At 42.6% G+C, this 17883-nt stretch carries 21 protein-coding genes; 4 read left to right on the forward strand and 17 right to left on the reverse strand.

Annotation, left to right across the window (positions count from 1 at the left end; translation table 11 throughout):
* Positions 1 to 73: 73 nt before the first annotated feature.
* Both IEE86_RS03425 and IEE86_RS03430 read left to right on the forward strand, forming a co-directional pair.
* Complete coding sequence (locus IEE86_RS03425) at positions 74 to 355, forward strand: hypothetical protein (RefSeq protein ID WP_008342247.1); 282 nt, start codon at positions 74 to 76, stop codon at positions 353 to 355.
* A gap of 27 nt (positions 356 to 382) precedes the next feature.
* Complete coding sequence (locus tag IEE86_RS03430; protein WP_191095948.1) at positions 383 to 1201, forward strand: membrane protein insertase YidC; 819 nt, start codon at positions 383 to 385, stop codon at positions 1199 to 1201.
* Positions 1202 to 1237: 36 nt separating this feature from the next.
* On the opposite strand, the gene IEE86_RS03435 is transcribed toward IEE86_RS03430, so the two are convergent.
* Genes IEE86_RS03435 through mce form a run of 4 tightly spaced genes read right to left on the reverse strand, consistent with a single transcriptional unit; the run spans position 1238 to position 4733 of the window.
* Positions 1238 to 1702: a chemotaxis protein CheW gene (locus tag IEE86_RS03435; RefSeq protein ID WP_191095949.1), complete on the reverse strand. Its 465-nt coding sequence runs from the start codon at positions 1700 to 1702 to the stop codon at positions 1238 to 1240.
* A 14-nt stretch (positions 1703 to 1716) separates the two neighbouring features.
* On the reverse strand, positions 1717 to 2838 hold the full coding sequence (locus tag IEE86_RS03440) for a tripeptidase T (protein WP_191096040.1): 1122 nt from the start codon (positions 2836 to 2838) through the stop codon (positions 1717 to 1719).
* A gap of 16 nt (positions 2839 to 2854) precedes the next feature.
* Positions 2855 to 4324 carry an acyl-CoA carboxylase subunit beta gene (locus IEE86_RS03445; protein ID WP_191095950.1) on the reverse strand — a complete coding sequence of 490 codons (1470 nt, stop codon included), beginning with the start codon at positions 4322 to 4324 and terminating at the stop codon, positions 2855 to 2857.
* On the reverse strand, positions 4311 to 4733 hold the full coding sequence (gene mce / locus IEE86_RS03450) for a methylmalonyl-CoA epimerase (RefSeq protein ID WP_191095951.1): 423 nt from the start codon (positions 4731 to 4733) through the stop codon (positions 4311 to 4313). Before mce ends, IEE86_RS03445 begins: the two co-directional genes overlap by 14 nt.
* Before the next feature lie 101 nt (positions 4734 to 4834).
* On the opposite strand from mce, the gene prli42 reads away from it, so the two are divergent.
* A complete protein-coding gene (prli42, locus tag IEE86_RS03455) occupies positions 4835 to 4927 on the forward strand; it encodes a stressosome-associated protein Prli42 (protein WP_149865350.1) in 93 nt (30 codons plus the stop codon).
* 40 nt (positions 4928 to 4967) lie between these two features.
* Here the strand turns inward: prli42 and IEE86_RS03460 are convergent, their stop codons facing one another.
* The 6 genes from IEE86_RS03460 to IEE86_RS03485 form a co-directional block, all read right to left on the reverse strand.
* Positions 4968 to 5477, reverse strand: a complete 510-nt coding sequence (locus tag IEE86_RS03460) for a L,D-transpeptidase (RefSeq protein WP_191095952.1) — start codon at positions 5475 to 5477, stop codon at positions 4968 to 4970.
* 53 nt (positions 5478 to 5530) lie between these two features.
* Complete coding sequence (locus IEE86_RS03465) at positions 5531 to 6484, reverse strand: aromatic acid exporter family protein (protein WP_191095953.1); 954 nt, start codon at positions 6482 to 6484, stop codon at positions 5531 to 5533.
* 120 nt (positions 6485 to 6604) lie between these two features.
* On the reverse strand, positions 6605 to 7327 hold the full coding sequence (locus IEE86_RS03470; protein WP_191095954.1) for an arginine ABC transporter ATP-binding protein ArtM: 723 nt from the start codon (positions 7325 to 7327) through the stop codon (positions 6605 to 6607).
* On the reverse strand, positions 7320 to 7973 hold the full coding sequence (locus IEE86_RS03475) for an arginine ABC transporter permease ArtQ (protein ID WP_008358556.1): 654 nt from the start codon (positions 7971 to 7973) through the stop codon (positions 7320 to 7322). The genes IEE86_RS03470 and IEE86_RS03475 overlap by 8 nt, the downstream gene beginning before the upstream one ends.
* A 128-nt stretch (positions 7974 to 8101) precedes the next feature.
* On the reverse strand, positions 8102 to 8866 hold the full coding sequence (locus IEE86_RS03480) for a transporter substrate-binding domain-containing protein (protein WP_191095955.1): 765 nt from the start codon (positions 8864 to 8866) through the stop codon (positions 8102 to 8104).
* Positions 8867 to 9061: 195 nt separating this feature from the next.
* Positions 9062 to 9499, reverse strand: coding sequence for a BrxA/BrxB family bacilliredoxin (locus IEE86_RS03485; protein WP_191095956.1), 438 nt, complete (start codon positions 9497 to 9499; stop codon positions 9062 to 9064).
* A 169-nt stretch (positions 9500 to 9668) separates the two neighbouring features.
* On the opposite strand from IEE86_RS03485, the gene IEE86_RS03490 reads away from it, so the two are divergent.
* Positions 9669 to 10562, forward strand: coding sequence for a YegS/Rv2252/BmrU family lipid kinase (locus IEE86_RS03490; protein WP_191095957.1), 894 nt, complete (start codon positions 9669 to 9671; stop codon positions 10560 to 10562).
* A 14-nt stretch (positions 10563 to 10576) separates the two neighbouring features.
* Here IEE86_RS03490 and IEE86_RS03495 read toward each other — a convergent pair whose 3' ends face one another.
* The 7 genes from IEE86_RS03495 to bcd form a co-directional block, all read right to left on the reverse strand.
* A complete protein-coding gene (locus IEE86_RS03495; RefSeq protein WP_191095958.1) occupies positions 10577 to 10870 on the reverse strand; it encodes a YesK-like family protein in 294 nt (97 codons plus the stop codon).
* A 61-nt stretch (positions 10871 to 10931) separates the two neighbouring features.
* Entirely contained in the window at positions 10932 to 12188 is a 1257-nt protein-coding gene (locus IEE86_RS03500) for a dihydrolipoamide acetyltransferase family protein (RefSeq protein WP_191095959.1), read from the reverse strand.
* A gap of 18 nt (positions 12189 to 12206) precedes the next feature.
* Positions 12207 to 13190, reverse strand: a complete 984-nt coding sequence (locus tag IEE86_RS03505) for an alpha-ketoacid dehydrogenase subunit beta (protein WP_191095960.1) — start codon at positions 13188 to 13190, stop codon at positions 12207 to 12209.
* A 12-nt stretch (positions 13191 to 13202) separates the two neighbouring features.
* Positions 13203 to 14195, reverse strand: coding sequence for a thiamine pyrophosphate-dependent dehydrogenase E1 component subunit alpha (locus IEE86_RS03510; RefSeq protein WP_191095961.1), 993 nt, complete (start codon positions 14193 to 14195; stop codon positions 13203 to 13205).
* Between the two features lie 17 nt (positions 14196 to 14212).
* Positions 14213 to 15637: a dihydrolipoyl dehydrogenase gene (gene lpdA, locus IEE86_RS03515; protein WP_191095962.1), complete on the reverse strand. Its 1425-nt coding sequence runs from the start codon at positions 15635 to 15637 to the stop codon at positions 14213 to 14215.
* The gene (buk, locus tag IEE86_RS03520; RefSeq protein ID WP_411955676.1) at positions 15627 to 16748 is read right to left on the reverse strand and encodes a butyrate kinase; all 1122 of its coding nucleotides are present in this window, start codon (positions 16746 to 16748) and stop codon (positions 15627 to 15629) included. The genes lpdA and buk overlap by 11 nt, the downstream gene beginning before the upstream one ends.
* Before the next feature lie 33 nt (positions 16749 to 16781).
* A complete protein-coding gene (bcd, locus tag IEE86_RS03525; RefSeq protein ID WP_191095964.1) occupies positions 16782 to 17876 on the reverse strand; it encodes a branched-chain amino acid dehydrogenase in 1095 nt (364 codons plus the stop codon).
* Positions 17877 to 17883: the final 7 nt, after the last annotated feature.

Genomic DNA, 17883 nt, shown 5'->3' on the forward strand with positions numbered 1-17883 from the left:
CTTCATGTTTGTTCCAATAGACATTTAACAATGTGTATAGTACACTGTGAGTAATGAAATGGATGTGATAATCATGATTATTGATACATTCAATGAAGTCTTTTTCCTTGTTGAATTCTTTACGATTATTCTTCCAGCGCTGACGGCCATTGGCATTGCATTTTTATTAAAGGACTGCCGAATGAACGAGCACCTTGGTGGACATCGTTTGGAAGAGTTGGACGCATCTTGCTTGAATCGAACAGACTTTCTGTTTATCATATATGATCGCATTACAACTTGGATTAGTAAAGTCATTCGAATGAAAAGATCATCAAATGATGATGAAGACCATTCGCTTCCTCTCTCTTATTAGATTTTTTATTATTGAGGAGGAAACGAATTGAAACGTTTATTAACGATTTTTACGACTATATGTTTGATGATGATGGCGTCACCTGCATTTGCAGCGAGTGCGCAAACGAATACAAGCTCTGATGGTTTTTTCCATCATTATTTTGTCCAGCCTTTTTCTGAGTTGATCATTTGGCTTGCGAACTTTTTCCATGATGATTACGGGTTATCCATTATGTTTGTGACCTTTATTGTCCGCCTGCTCATTTTTCCGCTTTTTGCAAATCAATTTAAGAAACAAAGAGTCATGCAGGAGAAAATGGCACTGATCAAACCTCAGATTGACCAAATACAAAGTAAATTGAAGAAAACGAAAGAGCCTGAGAAACAAAAAGAACTGCAAATGGACATGATGAACATATACAAAGAGAACAATGTAAACCCGCTGGCAATGGGCTGTCTGCCTATGCTGATTCAAATTCCAATTGTTCTTGGCTTTTACTCAGCGATCCGCTCAACACCTGAGATCGCTACACATTCGTTCTTATGGTTTAACTTAGGACAAACCGATCTATTGGTGGCGATCTTTGCAGGGGCTATGTATTTCTTGCAATTTTATGTTACGCAAAGATATGCGAAGCAATCAGGCACCCAAACAGAGGCTGCGCTGAAGCAGGCCAAAGTGATGGGCATGATTTTTCCGGTCATGATGCTGTTTCTTTCAATCAATGCTCCCGCTGCTCTTCCTTTATACTGGATGACAAGCGGACTATTACTCACCATTCAAACGATTATTCTAAATGTGATGTACCAAAAATCAAAAACGAAAGCTGCGGCAAACGATCAAGTCAAGCCCGCTGCTGAATAAAAATAAGCCCCTTATCAAAGGATAAGGGGCTTTTCTTTATGCCAATTCTTCTTTCAATCGCTCTGGCAATTGATCGAGGTCCTCAATTTTCCCAAGGAACTTACTTGGGTCCACTTGTAAAATCATCTTGTTCTCTCTCTCCACAACGCCGAAGAAATATTCAGAGGCTTTTGTGTTCATATGAAATGGCTTGATCTCGCTTAGCTCGATATCAATGATATCCTTTGCATCAGAGACAAGACAGCCAATCATTTGGTTATTTAATTCAAAAAGTAAAATCTTAGACTGTTCGGTTACATCAAGAGGTTTTCCGTGAAGCATGACGCCTGTGTCACTGACTGGAATGACCTCTCCTCTTAATGACATCAGTCCTTTAATTTCTTTTGGAAGATTCGTTACTTCCTGTAAATAAGGGACCTTCTCAATCGAACGAATATGCTCTACACTAATGCCAAAATCCTCTTGCCCCACCTGAAAAATAATGATTTTTTGCGTGCTCACAGAGTCTCCTGCCTTTACGATGGATTTGTCGTTTCTTCAATAATGGCGAGAACCATTTCAGCTGTTTTGACTAATTCTTCAATCGGCATTTTCTCATTTTTCGTATGAATATCTTCATATCCAACAGCTAGGTTGACAGTTGGGACGCCGTTTCCTGCAATGACGTTTGCATCGCTGCCGCCGCCGCTTGTCTGTAGTTCTGAAGGACGGCCAATTTTCGCAGCCGCTTTTTTCGCCACTTCTACGACTTGATCGCCGTGAGAGAATTTGAAGCCTGGATACATGATGTCAATTTGTACATCGGCACTTCCGCCCATTTCTTTAGCGGTTTTTTCAAAGGCTTCTTTCATTTTCGCTACTTGCGCTTCCATTTTTGCAGGTTCTAAAGAGCGTGCCTCAGCAAGAATATCGACTTGATCGCACACAATATTCGTTTGCGTTCCGCCTTCAAAACGGCCGATATTCGCCGTTGTTTCTTCATCAATTCGGCCAAGCGGCATGCTCGTAATCGCTTTTGATGCAATGGTAATCGCAGACACCCCTTTTTCAGGTGCCACACCCGCGTGGGCTGTTTTTCCGTAAATGGTAGCGCGTACTTTCGCCTGTGTTGGCGCAGCTACGATAATCGTACCGACCTTGCCATCTGAATCAAGGGCATAGCCGTATTTCGCAGTCATTAATTTCGGATCCAGCGCTTTTGCTCCAACAAGTCCTGACTCCTCACCTGCTGTGATGACAAATTCAATCGTGCCATGCGGTAAATTTTTCTCTTTCAGCACGCGGATCGCTTCAAACATAGCGGCAAGCCCTGTTTTATCATCAGCACCAAGAATGGTTGTGCCATCTGTCTTCACGTAGCCGTCTTCAATGACTGGTTTTACACCATTCCCTGGAACAACTGTGTCCATATGAGAAGTGAAATAGATCGTATCGGCCTCTTGATTTCCTTCTAGTGTGCAGATGAGGTTGCCAGCGCCGTGGCCTGTTGTCGCTTTTGAATCGTCTTCAACCACTTGCAAACCAAGCTGCGTGAATTTTTCTTTTAATACTTCAACAATTTTCTCTTCGTGTTTTGTTTCCGAATCGACCTGAACAAGTTCTAAAAATTCGTCTAATAAGCGTTTCTCATTAATCATCATGGTGCTCCTCCTCTTATAGCGGTATGTTGCCATGCTTTTTTAACGGTCTATCTTCTTTTTTACTGCGAAGCAGGTCAAATGAGCGAATCAATCGCTCTCTCGTTTCAGCGGGCATGAAAATATCGTCTATCAGTCCTGCCTGAGCCGCTCTCAATACACTCGGTTCCTTGTCAAACTCACTCGAAGCACAATGAACAATTTCGTCTGCGAACGTTTTTCCCATGACATCAATTTCTGCCGCTGGCCATGCATACACAAAGTCAGCCCCTAAGCCCTTACTATTCATAGCGACATATGCTCCGCCAAACGCCTTTCTTAAAATCACCGTGATTTTAGGAACAGTCGCCTCAGCGTACGCATATAAAAGCTTTGCACCGTGGCGAATAATTCCCGCATGCTCGGCTTTCTCCCCTGGTAAAAAACCAGGCACGTCCACAAGGGTTAAAATCGGAATATGAAACGCATCGCAAAATCGAATAAACCTGGCCGCTTTATCGGCAGCGTCAAGATCAAGGCTTCCTGCCAGCACCTTTGGCTGATTGGCAACAAGACCAATTGAAGCCCCTTGTAATCTGGCAAAACCTGTGACGATATTTTTTGAGAAACAAGGCTGCGTTTCAAAGAATGAGCCTGGATCGGTGATCGCTGTCACCACTTGTTTGACATCATAGGTGCGTGATGGATCCTTTGGCAAGATTGTGCCAGGATCAACAGCATCATGCTTTCGTGCTTCAGCTTGCGTGACAGCCTGCTGTTTTGTTGGTATGTACGTTAAAAGAGTTCGAACCGCTTTTAACACGTCCCTCTCATCTTTCCCAGTGTAGTGAACATTCCCGCTTGTCTGATGCTGTACACTTGAACCGCCAAGCCGGTCAGGACAAATGGTTTCTCCTGTTGCCTTTTCTATGACTTTCGGACCAGTTAAAAACATATGAGCTGTTTGCTCCGTCATGAAGACAAAATCCGTCAATGCAGGAGAATAGACTGCACCTCCAGCACATGAGCCTAAAATAACGGATATTTGCGGGATTTGACCAGAGTACAGCACATTTCGTTTAAAAATCTGACCGTATCCTTCTAATGATACCACACCCTCTTGAATTCTCGCACCACCTGAGTCTTTTAGACCGATGATGGGCATCTGATTTTTAGCTGCCAAATCCATTAAAGAGATAATTTTTTTGGCATGCATATCACCTAACGAGCCTCCGTATACGGTCGCATCCTGAGCATAAACACATACGGGTCTCCCGTGAATGAGTCCTGTTCCAATAACGACACCGTCACCTACATACTCTGATACACGACCTGTTGCAAACGCCTGAATTTCCATCAAGCTGCCCTCATCAAGAAGTTCATGCAGCCGCTGACGAACCGTCAGCTTCCCTTTGTTACGCTGGACCGCTGCTCGCTTTTCTCCGCCGCCCTTTAAAGCCTTCTCTCGCCATTTAGACAGGTCATTGAACGATTCATTCATCGCCATATTTCTCTCCTTTCAAGGGCTCGCACCATTCAAATAACACACCTGACGTTTCTTTAGGTGAAATAAATGCAATCCGCTTTCCGTTGGCGCCCATTTGTGCTTTTTTTTGTAGGAGCTGCACACCAAGGTGATCAAGACGGCTAAGATCAGCCTGAATGTCAGCTGACTTTAATGCAATATGATGAAGTCCCTCTCCTCTTTTGATTAAAAAGGTATGTAGTTTACTGCGGGCTGTCATCGGTTCAATCAATTCAATGTGCAGGTCACCTAGTGAAGCAAATGACGCCTTAATCTCTTGTTCAGGAATTTCTTGTATGTCTGAAAATTGCCAGTTAAACAACTGATAAAGCGTTTGACTTGTTTCTTTAATCGAAAAGACTGCAATGGCGATATGATCGATTTGATTCATCCGTTCACTTCCTTTGTTGATCACTTGTCGCGTACGAAAAAACCAGCTAAAATAAAGAAAGGTGCGCTCGTCGCAAAAATCTTCGGTTATAGGGGTGCGATATGTCTCAGAAATTCATGAAATTTATGGTATTGCTCATGATTAGCCTGCTGTTAATTTCTTCACTATTAGCAGGAGCGGCAACCTTTTTATAAGGTTTCTATCATAAAACAGACAAGCAGGTGATTCGTTTGATCAACGAATGGCCTGTTTGTCTTTGGCTAGCTTTTCAAATGAATCGCTTGATTTAGTAATCCATACCTTTGTTCCAATTGGAAGCTGGTCAAACAACCGTTCTACATCTTGATTATGAAGTCTCACACAGCCTGCGGTAATAAATTTCCCTATCGATGTTTCGTCGCTTGTTCCATGAATCCCGTAAGTTCTGCCATCTGTTCCTCGTGCATCAAATCCAATCCACCTTCGGCCGAGAGGGTTGTTCTTCGCACCGCCTTCAATATTCTTTCTTCTGTAGTAGGGATCTTTTGCTTTGATCATAATGGTAAATTCACCTTCTGGCGTTAAATCTGCTGTTTTCCCTGTAGAGGCTGGATATACTTGCTGGATGTGCCCTTGATCAATATAGGCAAGTTCATTTGTTTGTTTATTAATAATGACAAACGGGTCTCCTGGAAGGGGATTCTGTCCGAGCGGCCAGATAGGCGAAAGGGACATGGTCAGTACGGTATAAAATAAAAGACGCATAGGCTCCTCCTTTTTTCATTAGATTGACCAATGAAGGAGGAACTCATGCGTCTCTATTCTTTCATCCCTTTAAAATAGCTTTTCAGGACTAAATATTGTTCCATTTCCCCGAGGAAATGAAAAAGTGCAGCTCTTGCCTCAAATTCTTCTCGTGTTTGCGGCAAAGGGAGAGCCTCGAACTCTTCCTTCATATCAATGAGGCGTCTTAAAAACTTATGCGCCGTGTTCCCTGGGTGAATATGCTCGCGTAAGTCTCTGACGTATTCCGCAATGATCTGCCCATGCTCCGTTGTGATGGAAATAGACGTAATTTTCGGAAGCACACGCTCTATGATTTCAAATTGTTTTTGTCTCATGTTGAAATAATGATAATACAGATTTTCATGTCTTAACACATGGTTTTCAACATCACGATATGCGAGAGCTTTCGCTTCTTTAATCAATTGGTGTGTCTCGGGTATTTCTTTCCCTGTCCAGTCTTGCTTCCCTGTCATTAAGTATTGCTCGATTTCTTCAAAGATTTTGGCAAAGTTCGCTTCAATTTGTTCACTGTATCGTTTAAGCTTTTTATCGACACTTGGCATATACAGGTTCATGATGAGTGCTACGCCAACACCAATGGTGATGAGTAAAAGCTCATTCCAGATGAGATGAAGGGTAATCCCGCCGGACATGTACAGATGAAGAATGATGACAGAGCTTGTGACAATGCCTTCTTTAATTCGAAGCAACACGGTTGTCGGAATAAAGACGAGCAGCATCAGACCAATCACAAAAGGATGGTACCCAATCAGATCGAAAAATAAATAAGAAAATAAAATAGCGAGACTACATGCTGCAAAGCGGGCTCCTGATGCTAAAAGTGACCTTTTCTTTGTCACCTGAATACAAAGGATTGTAATAATCCCAGCAGCTGAATAGTTTTGCAAGCCAAGCAATTGTGCAATATAGATGGCGATCGCTGTTCCTAATGCTGTTTTCAGCGTTCGATAGCCGATTTTAAACATGATGTGATTCACTCTTTTCTGTCTTGTTTCCATTCATTATTGTGAAATGATGAACTTTTTTACCTTTCCCCATTATAATCAAAAAAAGAAGAAGATGTTAAGTCTCCTTCTCTGTTTTCTTTATAATATTTTTTGCAGAAAGTCTTGCGCACGCTGTGAAGACGGCGATTCAAAAAATTGCACAGGGTTTGCATCCTCTACAATTTTCCCGTCGTCCATAAAGATCACGCGGTCAGCCACTTCTTTTGCAAAGCCCATTTCATGTGTAACGATGACGAGCGTCATCCCCGATTGAGCCAGCTCCTTCATGACCTCTAATACTTCCTTGACCATTTCTGGGTCTAGAGCAGAAGTTGGTTCGTCAAACAGCATAATGTCTGGTGTCATTGCAAGCGCACGTGCAATCGCCACACGCTGCTTTTGACCACCGGACAAACGGTTCGGGAAATCATCTTTTTTCTCTAAAAGCCCTACCTTTTTGAGCAGGTCCTCGGCTTGTTTGATACTGTCTTCCTTCGATTGATTCTTCACGTTCATTGGTGCATACGTAATATTTTCGAGCACTGTTTTATGCGGGAACAGATGGAAATGCTGAAACACCATTCCGATGTTCTCACGCACTTTTAGTGCATTGATTTTTGGATTTGTGATTTCGGTATCCTTAATTGTAATGACACCTGAAGTCGGCTTTTCAAGTAAGTTGATGCAGCGAAGGAACGTCGATTTTCCTGAACCAGATGGTCCAATGACCGCGACAACTTCGCCTTCTTTAATCGTGGTGTCGATTCCTTTTAAAACTTCATTTTTACCAAAGGATTTTGTAAGCTTCTCTATTTTAATCATTTGATTTTAACTTCCTTTCCACCGATTTGCCGACAAAGGTGAGAACAAGCACGATGACATAATAGATCAAGCCCGCAAAAATAAGCGGTTCAAGATAATTATACGTGACAGCACCTGCTTGATAGGCTCGTCTCATCACATCACCCAGTCCAATGACTGTCACAATCGCTGATTCTTTTGTCAGTGTAATCGTTTCGTTCACAAGTGCAGGGGAAATATTTTTAAATGCCTGCGGAAGCAATAAGTCCTTCATCATTTTAGCATACGGGATGCCTAAAGCAACGGCCGCTTCTTTTTGACCTTTATCAATGGCATTGATTCCCGCACGAATGATCTCAGATACGTACGCCGCCGAGTTTAGTGAAAATGCTGCTACAGCCGCCCAGTATTGATCAATTTGAAAGCCGAGCAGCTGGGGAAGACCAAAATAAATAATCAAAAGCTGAAGCACAAGCGGTGTGCCCCGGAAGATGGACGTATAAAAATCTGCAAGCCAGATAAGCGGCTTAAATACACTAATTTTGCAAAGCGTTAATAAAATCCCTAAGATAAATCCAAGAAAAAGTGATACCACAACAATAGAAAGCGTTACTTTAAGACCTTCTAAAATAAAGGGCATCTGAGGTATTACATCTTTAAAATCCATCATGGTATTCTCCTTTTTTTTGCCTTCAGATAAAATCAAAGAATAAACAGGAAAAAAGTTCAACACATGTTGAACTTTTCAGCGCTTTCTACTTGATTTTCATGAATGACGCTGATCCTTTTCCTGACTTATTTTTCATCAGCAAACCATTTTTTAATTAATTTATCAAGTTCGCCATTTTTCTTCATTTCTTTTAAAGATTTATTGAATTTCGCTGTTAAGTCGCTATTTTTTTTGAATGCAATGGCTGAGCCTTCGTTTGAGCTATTCAATCCAAATGCTTGGAAGTCTTTTTCCTTTTTTAAGTAACCAGCAGCTACTTTATCTTCAATGATGGCTGCATCAAAGCGGCCGGCTTTGATCTCCTGAATGATATCAGAGATTTTATTACGATCTTCCACTGTTAAGTTATATTTTTTTTGCAAACCGTTTGCTTCATCCTGCTGGATAGAACCTAATTGAACGCCAACTGTTTTGTCTTTTAAATCTTTTTCTGTTTTAATTCCGCTAGATTTCTTTGATACAATCAAGTTTTCAGCATTGTAATAAACATCAGAGAAATCCACTTGTTTTTTACGTTTTTCTGTAGGAGTCATCCCTGCAAGGACAATATCCGCTTTGTTTGTTTTAAGAGCTGATACAAGACTTGCAAAGTCCATATCTTGAATTTCTAGCTTGTAGCCGTTCTTTTTCGCTAGTGCTGTTGCAAGATCTACATCAAAACCGACAACCTTGTCCCCATCTTTTGATTCAAATGGCGGATAATCTGCTGATGTCGCCATGATGAGTGTTTTGTCATCTCCTGATGCGTTTGAATTATTAGAAGAAGTTCCGCATGCTGCTAGTGCAGCTGCAAGACCAGCTGTCATAAGTAATAATAACCACTTTTTCATATGATAATGCCTCCCAGTATTTAAACTCAAGTGTCAATTTGAATATTTATTCACTATAATGTATTTTAAACACTTTCTTTTTAAGATGCAATAGTATTTTGCTAAAATTATTTTGATTCTATTGTCTTATAAAACAAAAAGCAGACCGATCAAAAGACCGGTCTGCTTTCTATTTATACCTTCAAATGTCACATGTTAGATTTCTTCGCAATGCTCATCAAAAGCGGCTTGAAGTTTCGACACCACTTCCATTGGTTCGTGTCCTTCAATTTCATGACGCTCGACCATTTTGATGATCTTACCATCCTTTAGTAGTGCAAATGATGGTGAAGACGGCGGGTAGCCTTCAAAGTATTCACGGGCTCGTGCCGTTGCTTCTTTGTCTTGCCCAGCAAACACTGTGAGCAATTGATCTGGACGCTTATCGTAATGAACAGAATAACCAGCCGCTGGTCTTGCAATACCGCCAGCACAGCCACATACTGAATTCACCATTACAAGTGCCGTTCCTTTTTTCGTCAGCGCTTCATCGACTTCTTCAGCTGTTGTCAGCTCCGTATAGCCTGCCTGTTTAATCTCTTCTCGTGCTTGTTTCACAATATCATTCATAAATAAATTAAAATCAATATTCATAACCGTCCACTCCTTTTGCATGCCAAACCATTTTAACTACATCATATCAAGGAAAACGCCGGCGGGCAAATGTCTTGTTCTCCCCCCCCTTCACTTTTTTCAAACTTCGTTTATGAGCTGTGGAATTGGGGAAAAGTGATAATAAAGTGATGAAAGGGAGAACTGCGTGATGGCACAATTCAAAAAAGCGATGCTGATTTATAACGGAAATGCTGGACAAAAAAACATGGAAAAAACACTAGGTCAAACAGTGCCTCTTCTTTCTTTACATATTGATGAACTCATCCTTAAGCCTACAAAACAGCCGTATGATGCCTATCATTTCTGCCGTGAGATTGATGAGTCGGTTGAATTGCTGATTATCTTAGGCGGAGATGGGACCGTGCATGAATGTATGAACGGGATCGGCGGTTTAGCAAAAAGACCGGCAGTTGCGATATTACCAGGCGGGACATGCAATGACTTTTCTAGAACGCTTGGTATTCCTCAACAAATGCAAAAAGCCGCTCAAATGATTGTAGACGGCGTAGAAAAAAAGGTCGACTTAATCAAAGCTGAAGATCGATACTTGTTAAACTTTTGGGGAATCGGGCTTATTGCAGAGACCTCCAATAATATTAATGACAAGGAAAAAGCCGTACTCGGCAAAATTAGTTACTTCACAAGTGCCCTGCGCACCCTGCAGCAAACAAACCCTTTTCACGTACGTATTGAAACCGAAGTGGAAAACTGGGAAGAGGAAGCGGTGATCGTCCTTGTGATGAACGGACAATTTATCGGCACAAATAAAATTGATTTACCAAATGCGGCCATTGATGATGGAAAAGCTGAAATTTTAATATGTAGAAATACAAGCTTCTCTGCTTTAAAAGAGATCTTTTCAATGAACCGGGAAGAGCTAGAGGATTTTACCGGTGACCTATCTCTTATCCAAGCGTCTCGCGTTCATATCCACACAAAAGAGGAAATGGATGCAGATACAGATGGTGAAGTTTACATGAGGGCCCCCTCTTCCCTTGAAGTATTAAAGCAGCATTTGACTTTTATTGTTCCAGCCGACTAAAAAAACGCCCGAGATCATTTCGATTCGGGCGTTTTTTTCATATAGCGTCTGTATAAATATTCAAGTGCATACCCAAGCAGTGTCCCCACAAGCAGCGAAATCCCTAATAAGCTATTTGCTACTCCTTTAAATCCACCGACAATCAGTAAGCAGTACACAATTTGAATGATTGAAACGATGGATATGATGAGTAGTAATTTTTTAGGATGATTGCGTGATTTAGACATATACCGAAGAAAAGCGAATGCAATCGCTGTGATAAACATGAGACCAATCGTTAGAAAAGCAAAAAAATCTAGTCCAGACATATCATCGCTCCTTTCTCATAGATGTGGAAATCCCCCTCTCATCATGTAGAGGGGGAAAGTTTTAATAAACTGAAGTCTGCTCGTCAATGCCTTCAAGAATTTGTTTAATTCGTTGAAGGAATCTGCCACACACAAGACCATCAAGTACTCTGTGATCTAATGAGAGACAAAGATTGACCATATCTCTTGCCGCAATCATTCCATTCACAATCATTGGACGCTTCACGATTGATTCTACTTGTAAAATAGCCGCTTGCGGGTAATTAATGATCCCCATGGACTGTATCGAACCAAATGACCCCGTATTGTTTACGGTGAAGGTACCGCCTTCCATGTCACTTTGCTTCAGTGTTCCTTGTCTTACCTTGGAAGCAAGCTCATGAATGTCTTTGGCGATGCCCTTAATGGTTTTTTCATCCGCATCCTTAATGACTGGAACAAAAAGAGCGTCATCTGTCGCAACAGCGATTGAAACATTGATCGCTTTCTTTTGAACAATTTTATCTCCAGCCCACATGCTGTTCATTTCAGGGAATTCCTTTAAGCCCTGAGCCACTGCTTTGACAAAGAACGCAAAAAACGTCAAATTAAAGCCTTCTTTTGCTTTAAATTGATCCTTCAACTGATTTCTTCTTGTCACAAGGTTTGTTACATCAACTTCCATCATCGTCCATGCATGCGGAATTTCATGTTTGCTTCTTAGCATATTTGCAGCAATCGCCTGTCTGATCGGTGTGACGGGCAGCTCAACATCACCAGGCATTGAAGAGATGGAAGGCGCCGCTTTTGCTTTTGATGACTGTGCAGGCTCCATTTGAACCGCTTCTTCTTTTACTGGTGCTGTGTTCTCTTTTACGCCGCCGTTTTCAATGAGCTGAAGCAAATCTTTTCTTGTGATTCGGCCACCTGCTCCCGTTCCTTGAACAGCTGTTAAATCAATTCCGTGCTCATCTGCTAAACGAAGGACTGCTGGAGAATAACGTTTCTTTTGACTTTGATCAGCTTTTGTTTGATCTGCTTCAGGCGCTTCGCTTTGCATAGGTGCCGCTTCTTCTTTTGCACTCTGCTTTTCGCTACCTTCTACTTCAATTTCACAAAACACCTCTCCTACTTGAAGTGTTTCGCCTTCCTCAGCCAATAGCTTTGTAATCGTTCCTGTAAAGGATGATGGGACCTCAGCGTTCACTTTATCCGTCATCACCTCTGCAATCGGATCGTATTTATTCACATGATCGCCAGGTGAAACGAGCCATTTGCTAATGGTTCCTTCTGTTACACTTTCACCTAGCTGAGGCATTTTCATTTGTTCAATTGCCACTTGAAACCCTCCTCTTTCTTAAAACGCCGCTAGCTCTCTCATTTCAGCTTCTACCTTATCTGGATTGACCATAAAGAATTTTTCCATTGGCGGGGCATACGGCATTGGCGGAATATCAGGTCCTGCTAGACGTTTAATAGGTGCATCTAAATCAAATAGGCAATGCTCCGAAATGATTGCCGCAACCTCACTCATGATGCTACCCTCTTTTGTGTCTTCCGTTAAAAGAAGAACTTTGCCCGTTTTTGATGCCGCCTCAATAATCGCTTCCTGATCAAGCGGATACACTGTTCGCAAATCGAGAATATGAGCGGAAATTCCGTCTTTTGCAAGGCGGTCTGCTGCTTGCAGTGCAAAATGAACACATAGGCCATATGTAATGACCGTGATATCCTCACCTTCACGTTTCACATCTGCTTTTCCAATAGGAAGTGTATAATTCTCTTCTGGCACTTCTCCTTTAATGAGACGGTATGCACGTTTGTGTTCAAAGAACAATACAGGATCTGGATCACGCACTGCGGCCTTTAAAAGACCTTTTACATCATAAGGTGTAGAAGGCATCACAATCTTTAAGCCCGGCTGATTGGCAAAAATCGCTTCGACCGATTGAGAATGATAAAGTGCCCCGTGTACACCGCCCCCGTAAGGAGCACGGATGACCATTGGACAGCTCCAATCATTGTTTGAGCGGTATCTAATTTTCGCCGCCTCTGAAATGATTTGGTTGATCGCAGGCATAATGAAGTCCGCAAATTGCATCTCTGCAATCGGGCGCATTCCATACATCGCTGCTCCAATACCTACACCAGCGATGGCTGACTCTGCAAGTGGAGTATCCATCACACGCGCTTCTCCGAATTGCTCGTAAAGACCCGCTGTCGCTTTAAATACGCCGCCTTTTTTCCCGACATCCTCTCCGAGCACAAACACTTTTGGATCTCGCTCCATTTCTTCTTTCATCGCCAGTGTAATGGCGTCTATATATGACATAACAGGCATTTTTCTTCCCCCTTACTCCGCATACACGTAACGAAGTGCGCTTTGTGCATCAGCATAAGCTGCGTTTTCCGCTGCATCAGTAGCTTCGTTTACGATTTGCATGATTTCTTTTGTCATCTCTTCTTTCATTTCAGAAGTCATGACATTCCCTTCGATTAAATACGTTTCATATTGGATGAGCGGGTCTTTCTTTCTCGCTTCGAGCACTTCTTCTTTTTCTCGATAGCTTGAATCATCGTCATCACTTGAATGCGCAGTTAAACGGTAAGAAATGGTCTCAATCAATGTCGGGCCTTCGCCTCTTGCCGCACGGTCTCTCGCCTCTTTGACAACGGCATATACTTCAAGCGGATCGTTTCCATCAACGGTTACGCCAGGCATTCCGTACCCAATTGCACGATCTGAAATGCGTTCACAGGCCACTTGTTTGTCATACGGAACGGAAATCGCATACTTATTGTTTTCACACATGAAAATAACAGGCAGCTTATGAACAGCAGCAAAGTTGGCACCTTCGTGGAAATCACCTTGGTTTGAAGAGCCTTCACCGAACGTGACAAAGCTAACAAAGTTTTTCTTTTCTAGACGTCCAGCAAGTGCAATCCCCACCGCATGAGGAACCTGCGTTGTGACAGGCGATGATCCCGTCACAATTCGGTTTGATTTTTGTCCAAAATGACCCGGCATCTGTCTTCCACCTGAGCTCGGATCGTCTTTTTTTGCGAAACCAGACATCATTAAATCTTTTGCTGTCATCCCAAAAGCAAGGACAACACCCATATCACGGTAGTAAGGTAAGACATAATCTTCTTCTCTATTGAGTGCAAAGGCAGCTCCGACTTGCTGCGCTTCCTGCCCTTGACAGGAAATCACGAATGGAATTTTCCCAGAACGGTTTAACAGCCACATCCGTTCATCAATTTTTCTTGCTAGAAGCATGGTTCTATATATATCAATTGCTTGTTCATCTGATAATCCTAATTCTTGATGACGCATGTTACTCATCATGTTTCCCTCCTTGATTAAAAATGGATCGCCTTCCCGTCAACTGCAAGGGCTGCCTCGCCAATCGCTTCTGATAAGGTTGGGTGCGGGTGTATCGTTTGCCCCACTTCCCACGGCGTTGCATCAAGTACTTTGGCTAATCCAGCTTCAGATATCATATCTGTTACGTGAGGACCAATCATATGAATCCCTAAAATATCATCTGTCTTTTGATCGGCAATGATTTTGACAAACCCATCAGACTCTCCGTACACAAGCGCTTTTCCAATCGCCATAAATGGAAATGTCCCTATTTTGACTTCGAAGCCTTGGTCTTTTGCCGCCTGTTCAGTGAGTCCAACACTAGCGGCTTCTGGGTGAGAGTAAACACATTTAGATACGAGCGTTTCATCGAGCGGCTTTGGATCTTTACCAGCCATATGTTCAACGGCAATCATGCCTTCATGTGAAGCCACATGCGCTAGCTGAAGCCCGCCAATAACATCTCCTATCGCGTAAATATGTGATTCTTTCGTTTGATAATGCTCATTCACGACAATGCCTTGTTTTTCTGTTTGGATGTCCGTGTTTTCAAGACCAATACCTTCAATATTTGGTACACGGCCAACTGAAAGAAGGAGTTTTTCCGCTTCAAACGAAAGAATGTCTCCGTCCTTCTCCGCTTGAATCTTGACGAGATTTCCCTGCTTTTCGGCCGTATCTGGCAGTACCTTCGCATTGGTTACAAAGGTGATGCCTTTTTTAGATAAAAGCTTTTCCATTTCTTTAGATATGTCATGATCCTCTGTTGGTAAAATGCGATCTGCAAACTCAATCACAGTGACTTTCACACCAAAATCATTCAGCATGGATGCCCACTCGATCCCGATAACGCCGCCGCCGACAATCAGCATCGACTGTGGAAGCTCTGGCATCTCAAGTGCATCATCTGATGTGAGGATGTGCGTTCCATCTGCTTCAAGCCCTGGCAGCATGCGTGGTCTTGAACCTGTCGCAATGATGACCTGCTTTGGAATCAGCATTTCATTTTCATCCCCATTTGCCATTTCTACGGAGATGGTTCCTGGCATTGGTGAAAAGATAGATGGGCCAAGAATACGGCCGATCCCTTCATATACATCAATTTTCCCTTGTTTCATTAAGTGTTTGACGCCGCCTGCTAACTTCTCTACAATCTCTCTTTTTCTTTTCTGCACATTGGCAAATTGTAGGGAAGCACCGCTTGCCTCAACACCAAAATCAGCCGCACGTTTAACGGTTTGATAGACTTCTGCACTTCTGAGCAGCGCTTTAGACGGAATACAGCCTTTATGAAGACATGTCCCTCCAAGCTTTGATTTTTCTACAACTGCTGTTTTCAATCCAAGCTGCGAGGCACGGATGGCTGCTACATAGCCGCCTGTGCCTCCACCAAGAATGACGAGGTCATATTCAGTTGCCATGACTTGTCACTCCTTTCTTCTCCTTTAGATCATTTGGGTATTCTTTCGGTGCTTCCTCTTCTTTTAAAATACGGAGCGCACCTTCTGCTAAGGATTGCAATTCATTTTCACCTGGATACACCACAACATCTGAAATCCAGTCAATGTACCCTCTAATACTTGATGTAATTTGTTTGCTGTACGCAAGTCCGCCTGTTAACACAATGACGTCAACTGCTCCTTTTAAGACAGCACTAGCCGCACCGATTTCCTTGGCAATTTGATAGCACATCGCTTCATAAATACGCGCCGCATGCTCATCACCTGCTTCAATCATGCGCTCTACTTTGACAGCGTCTGTCGTGCCTAGATAGCCCGCAAGTCCGCCTTCGCCAATAATGCGCTTGAGCATTTCCTCTTTTGTATACTCACCAGAAAAACAAAGATTGACGAGTTCACCTGTTGGCAGGGTACCCGCTCGCTCAGGGCTGAAAGGACCTTCGCCGTGCAGGCCATTATTGACATCAATGACCTTTCCTTTTTCATGTACACCAATGGTGATACCGCCGCCCATATGCGTGATGATCATGTTCAAATCTTCGTAACGCTTCCCAAAAGAAGCGGCTGTTTTTCTTGCGACTGCTTTTTGATTTAAGGCGTGAAAAATACTTTTTCTTTCAATCGTTGGCAGCCCTGAAATGCGAGCAATTGGCTTTAGTTCATCCACTACAACTGGATCGACAATAAAAGCTGGGATATTCAGGCCAAGTGCAATTTCTCTTGCAATGATACCGCCCAGGTTGGACGCATGCTGTCCAGCATACCCTACTTTTAAGTCCTCAACCATTTGCTCATTGACTTCATAAGTGCCTCCTTCGATTGGGCGAAGAAGACCGCCGCGCGCGCACACTGCATCAAATTTTGAAATATTCATTCCTTGTTCATGCAGGGTTTTCAAAATGGTTTCCTTACGAAATGAAAACTGATCAATGATATGAGGAAACTGCTTTAATTCCTCATCTGTATGTCTAAGTGTTGTTTCAAAAATAGATCGTTCATTGTGAAACACACCGATTTTTGTTGAAGTAGAGCCAGGATTAATCGTGAGTATACGCCATTCTTTTGTCAGCAAAAACAAAACCTCCGTTTCAACTCATTCTTCAAATTAGCGACGGCTTAAAATATGTTGACCATTTTGCAAGAATTGACTTCTTGATTTGCGCATTTTTTCAATTCGCTCTTCAGCCAATCGGTCTGCCGCTTTATAGGTTGGAATGGCATCACGGTTTGAGATTTCAATCACGCGTTCAATATTTTGGTAAATGCCTTCGACTTTTTTCATGGCACGATCCGCATTATAGCCATAAAGCTCATCAGCCACGTTAATCACGCCACCAGCATTGATCACATAATCAGGCGCATACACAATGCCCATTTCATGGATAAGATCTCCGTGGTGGGTTTCTCTTAGCTGGTTATTCGCTGCACCCGCAATGACCTTTGCCTTCAATTTAGGTATTGTTAAATCATTAATGGTTGCCCCTAGTGCACACGGCGCATAAATATCACATGCTTGCTCATAAATATCGTCAGGGTCTACAGCTTTTGCACCGAAATTTTCTACCGCTCGCTGAACAGCGTCTTTGTTGATATCTGTGACAATCAGCTGTGCGCCTTCTTCGTGTAGATGTTTACACAAATTGTAGGCTACGTTACCAACACCTTGTACGGCAATCGTTTTTCCTTCTAATGAATCTGTCCCGAAAGCGGCTTTCGCAGCTGCTTTCATCCCTTTATATACACCGTAAGCTGTGACAGGAGAAGGGTTTCCAGAAGAACCAAATGCAGGAGAGATGCCTGTGACAAAGTCTGTTTCTTCATGGATCAGATCCATATCTTCTACCGTTGTACCGACATCTTCCGCTGTGATGTAGCGGCCATTCAGCCCTTGAATGTAACGTCCAAAAGCACGGAACATTTCTTCATTCTTGTCTTTTCTCGGATCACCGATGATAACCGTTTTCCCGCCGCCAAGATTAAGTCCTGCTGCCGCGTTTTTATAAGTCATCCCTCTTGCTAGGCGCAATGCATCTTCGATGGCTGCTTCTTCGTTTTCATACGTCCACATTCTCGTTCCGCCTAGTGCTGGCCCAAGTGTTGTATCATGAATCGCAATAATAGCCTTTAAGCCAGACTGCTCATCCTGACAAAATACAAGTTGTTCATAATCGTATCGTTCCATATATTTAAAAAGTTCCATTGTCTAT

Source organism: Bacillus crepusculi, assembly GCF_014764715.1.
Lineage (GTDB): Bacteria > Bacillota > Bacilli > Bacillales > Bacillaceae > Bacillus.

Coding starts and splice junctions, on each gene's coding strand:
- IEE86_RS03475 (WP_008358556.1), bottom strand. CDS start 7,973: ATGGATTTTAAAGATGTAATACCTCAGATGCCCTTTATTTTAGAAGGT.
- lpdA (WP_191095962.1), bottom strand. CDS start 15,637: ATGGCAACTGAATATGACCTCGTCATTCTTGGTGGAGGCACAGGCGGC.
- IEE86_RS03480 (WP_191095955.1), bottom strand. CDS start 8,866: ATGAAAAAGTGGTTATTATTACTTATGACAGCTGGTCTTGCAGCTGCA.
- IEE86_RS03490 (WP_191095957.1), top strand. CDS start 9,669: ATGGCACAATTCAAAAAAGCGATGCTGATTTATAACGGAAATGCTGGA.
- IEE86_RS03485 (WP_191095956.1), bottom strand. CDS start 9,499: ATGAATATTGATTTTAATTTATTTATGAATGATATTGTGAAACAAGCA.
- IEE86_RS03510 (WP_191095961.1), bottom strand. CDS start 14,195: ATGAGTAACATGCGTCATCAAGAATTAGGATTATCAGATGAACAAGCA.
- IEE86_RS03460 (WP_191095952.1), bottom strand. CDS start 5,477: ATGCGTCTTTTATTTTATACCGTACTGACCATGTCCCTTTCGCCTATC.
- IEE86_RS03470 (WP_191095954.1), bottom strand. CDS start 7,327: ATGATTAAAATAGAGAAGCTTACAAAATCCTTTGGTAAAAATGAAGTT.
- IEE86_RS03445 (WP_191095950.1), bottom strand. CDS start 4,324: ATGGCGATGAATGAATCGTTCAATGACCTGTCTAAATGGCGAGAGAAG.
- bcd (WP_191095964.1), bottom strand. CDS start 17,876: ATGGAACTTTTTAAATATATGGAACGATACGATTATGAACAACTTGTA.
- IEE86_RS03440 (WP_191096040.1), bottom strand. CDS start 2,838: ATGATTAATGAGAAACGCTTATTAGACGAATTTTTAGAACTTGTTCAG.
- IEE86_RS03425 (WP_008342247.1), top strand. CDS start 74: ATGATTATTGATACATTCAATGAAGTCTTTTTCCTTGTTGAATTCTTT.
- prli42 (WP_149865350.1), top strand. CDS start 4,835: ATGTCTCAGAAATTCATGAAATTTATGGTATTGCTCATGATTAGCCTG.
- IEE86_RS03505 (WP_191095960.1), bottom strand. CDS start 13,190: ATGCCTGTTATGTCATATATAGACGCCATTACACTGGCGATGAAAGAA.
- IEE86_RS03465 (WP_191095953.1), bottom strand. CDS start 6,484: ATGTTTAAAATCGGCTATCGAACGCTGAAAACAGCATTAGGAACAGCG.
- mce (WP_191095951.1), bottom strand. CDS start 4,733: ATGAATCAAATCGATCATATCGCCATTGCAGTCTTTTCGATTAAAGAA.
- IEE86_RS03495 (WP_191095958.1), bottom strand. CDS start 10,870: ATGTCTGGACTAGATTTTTTTGCTTTTCTAACGATTGGTCTCATGTTT.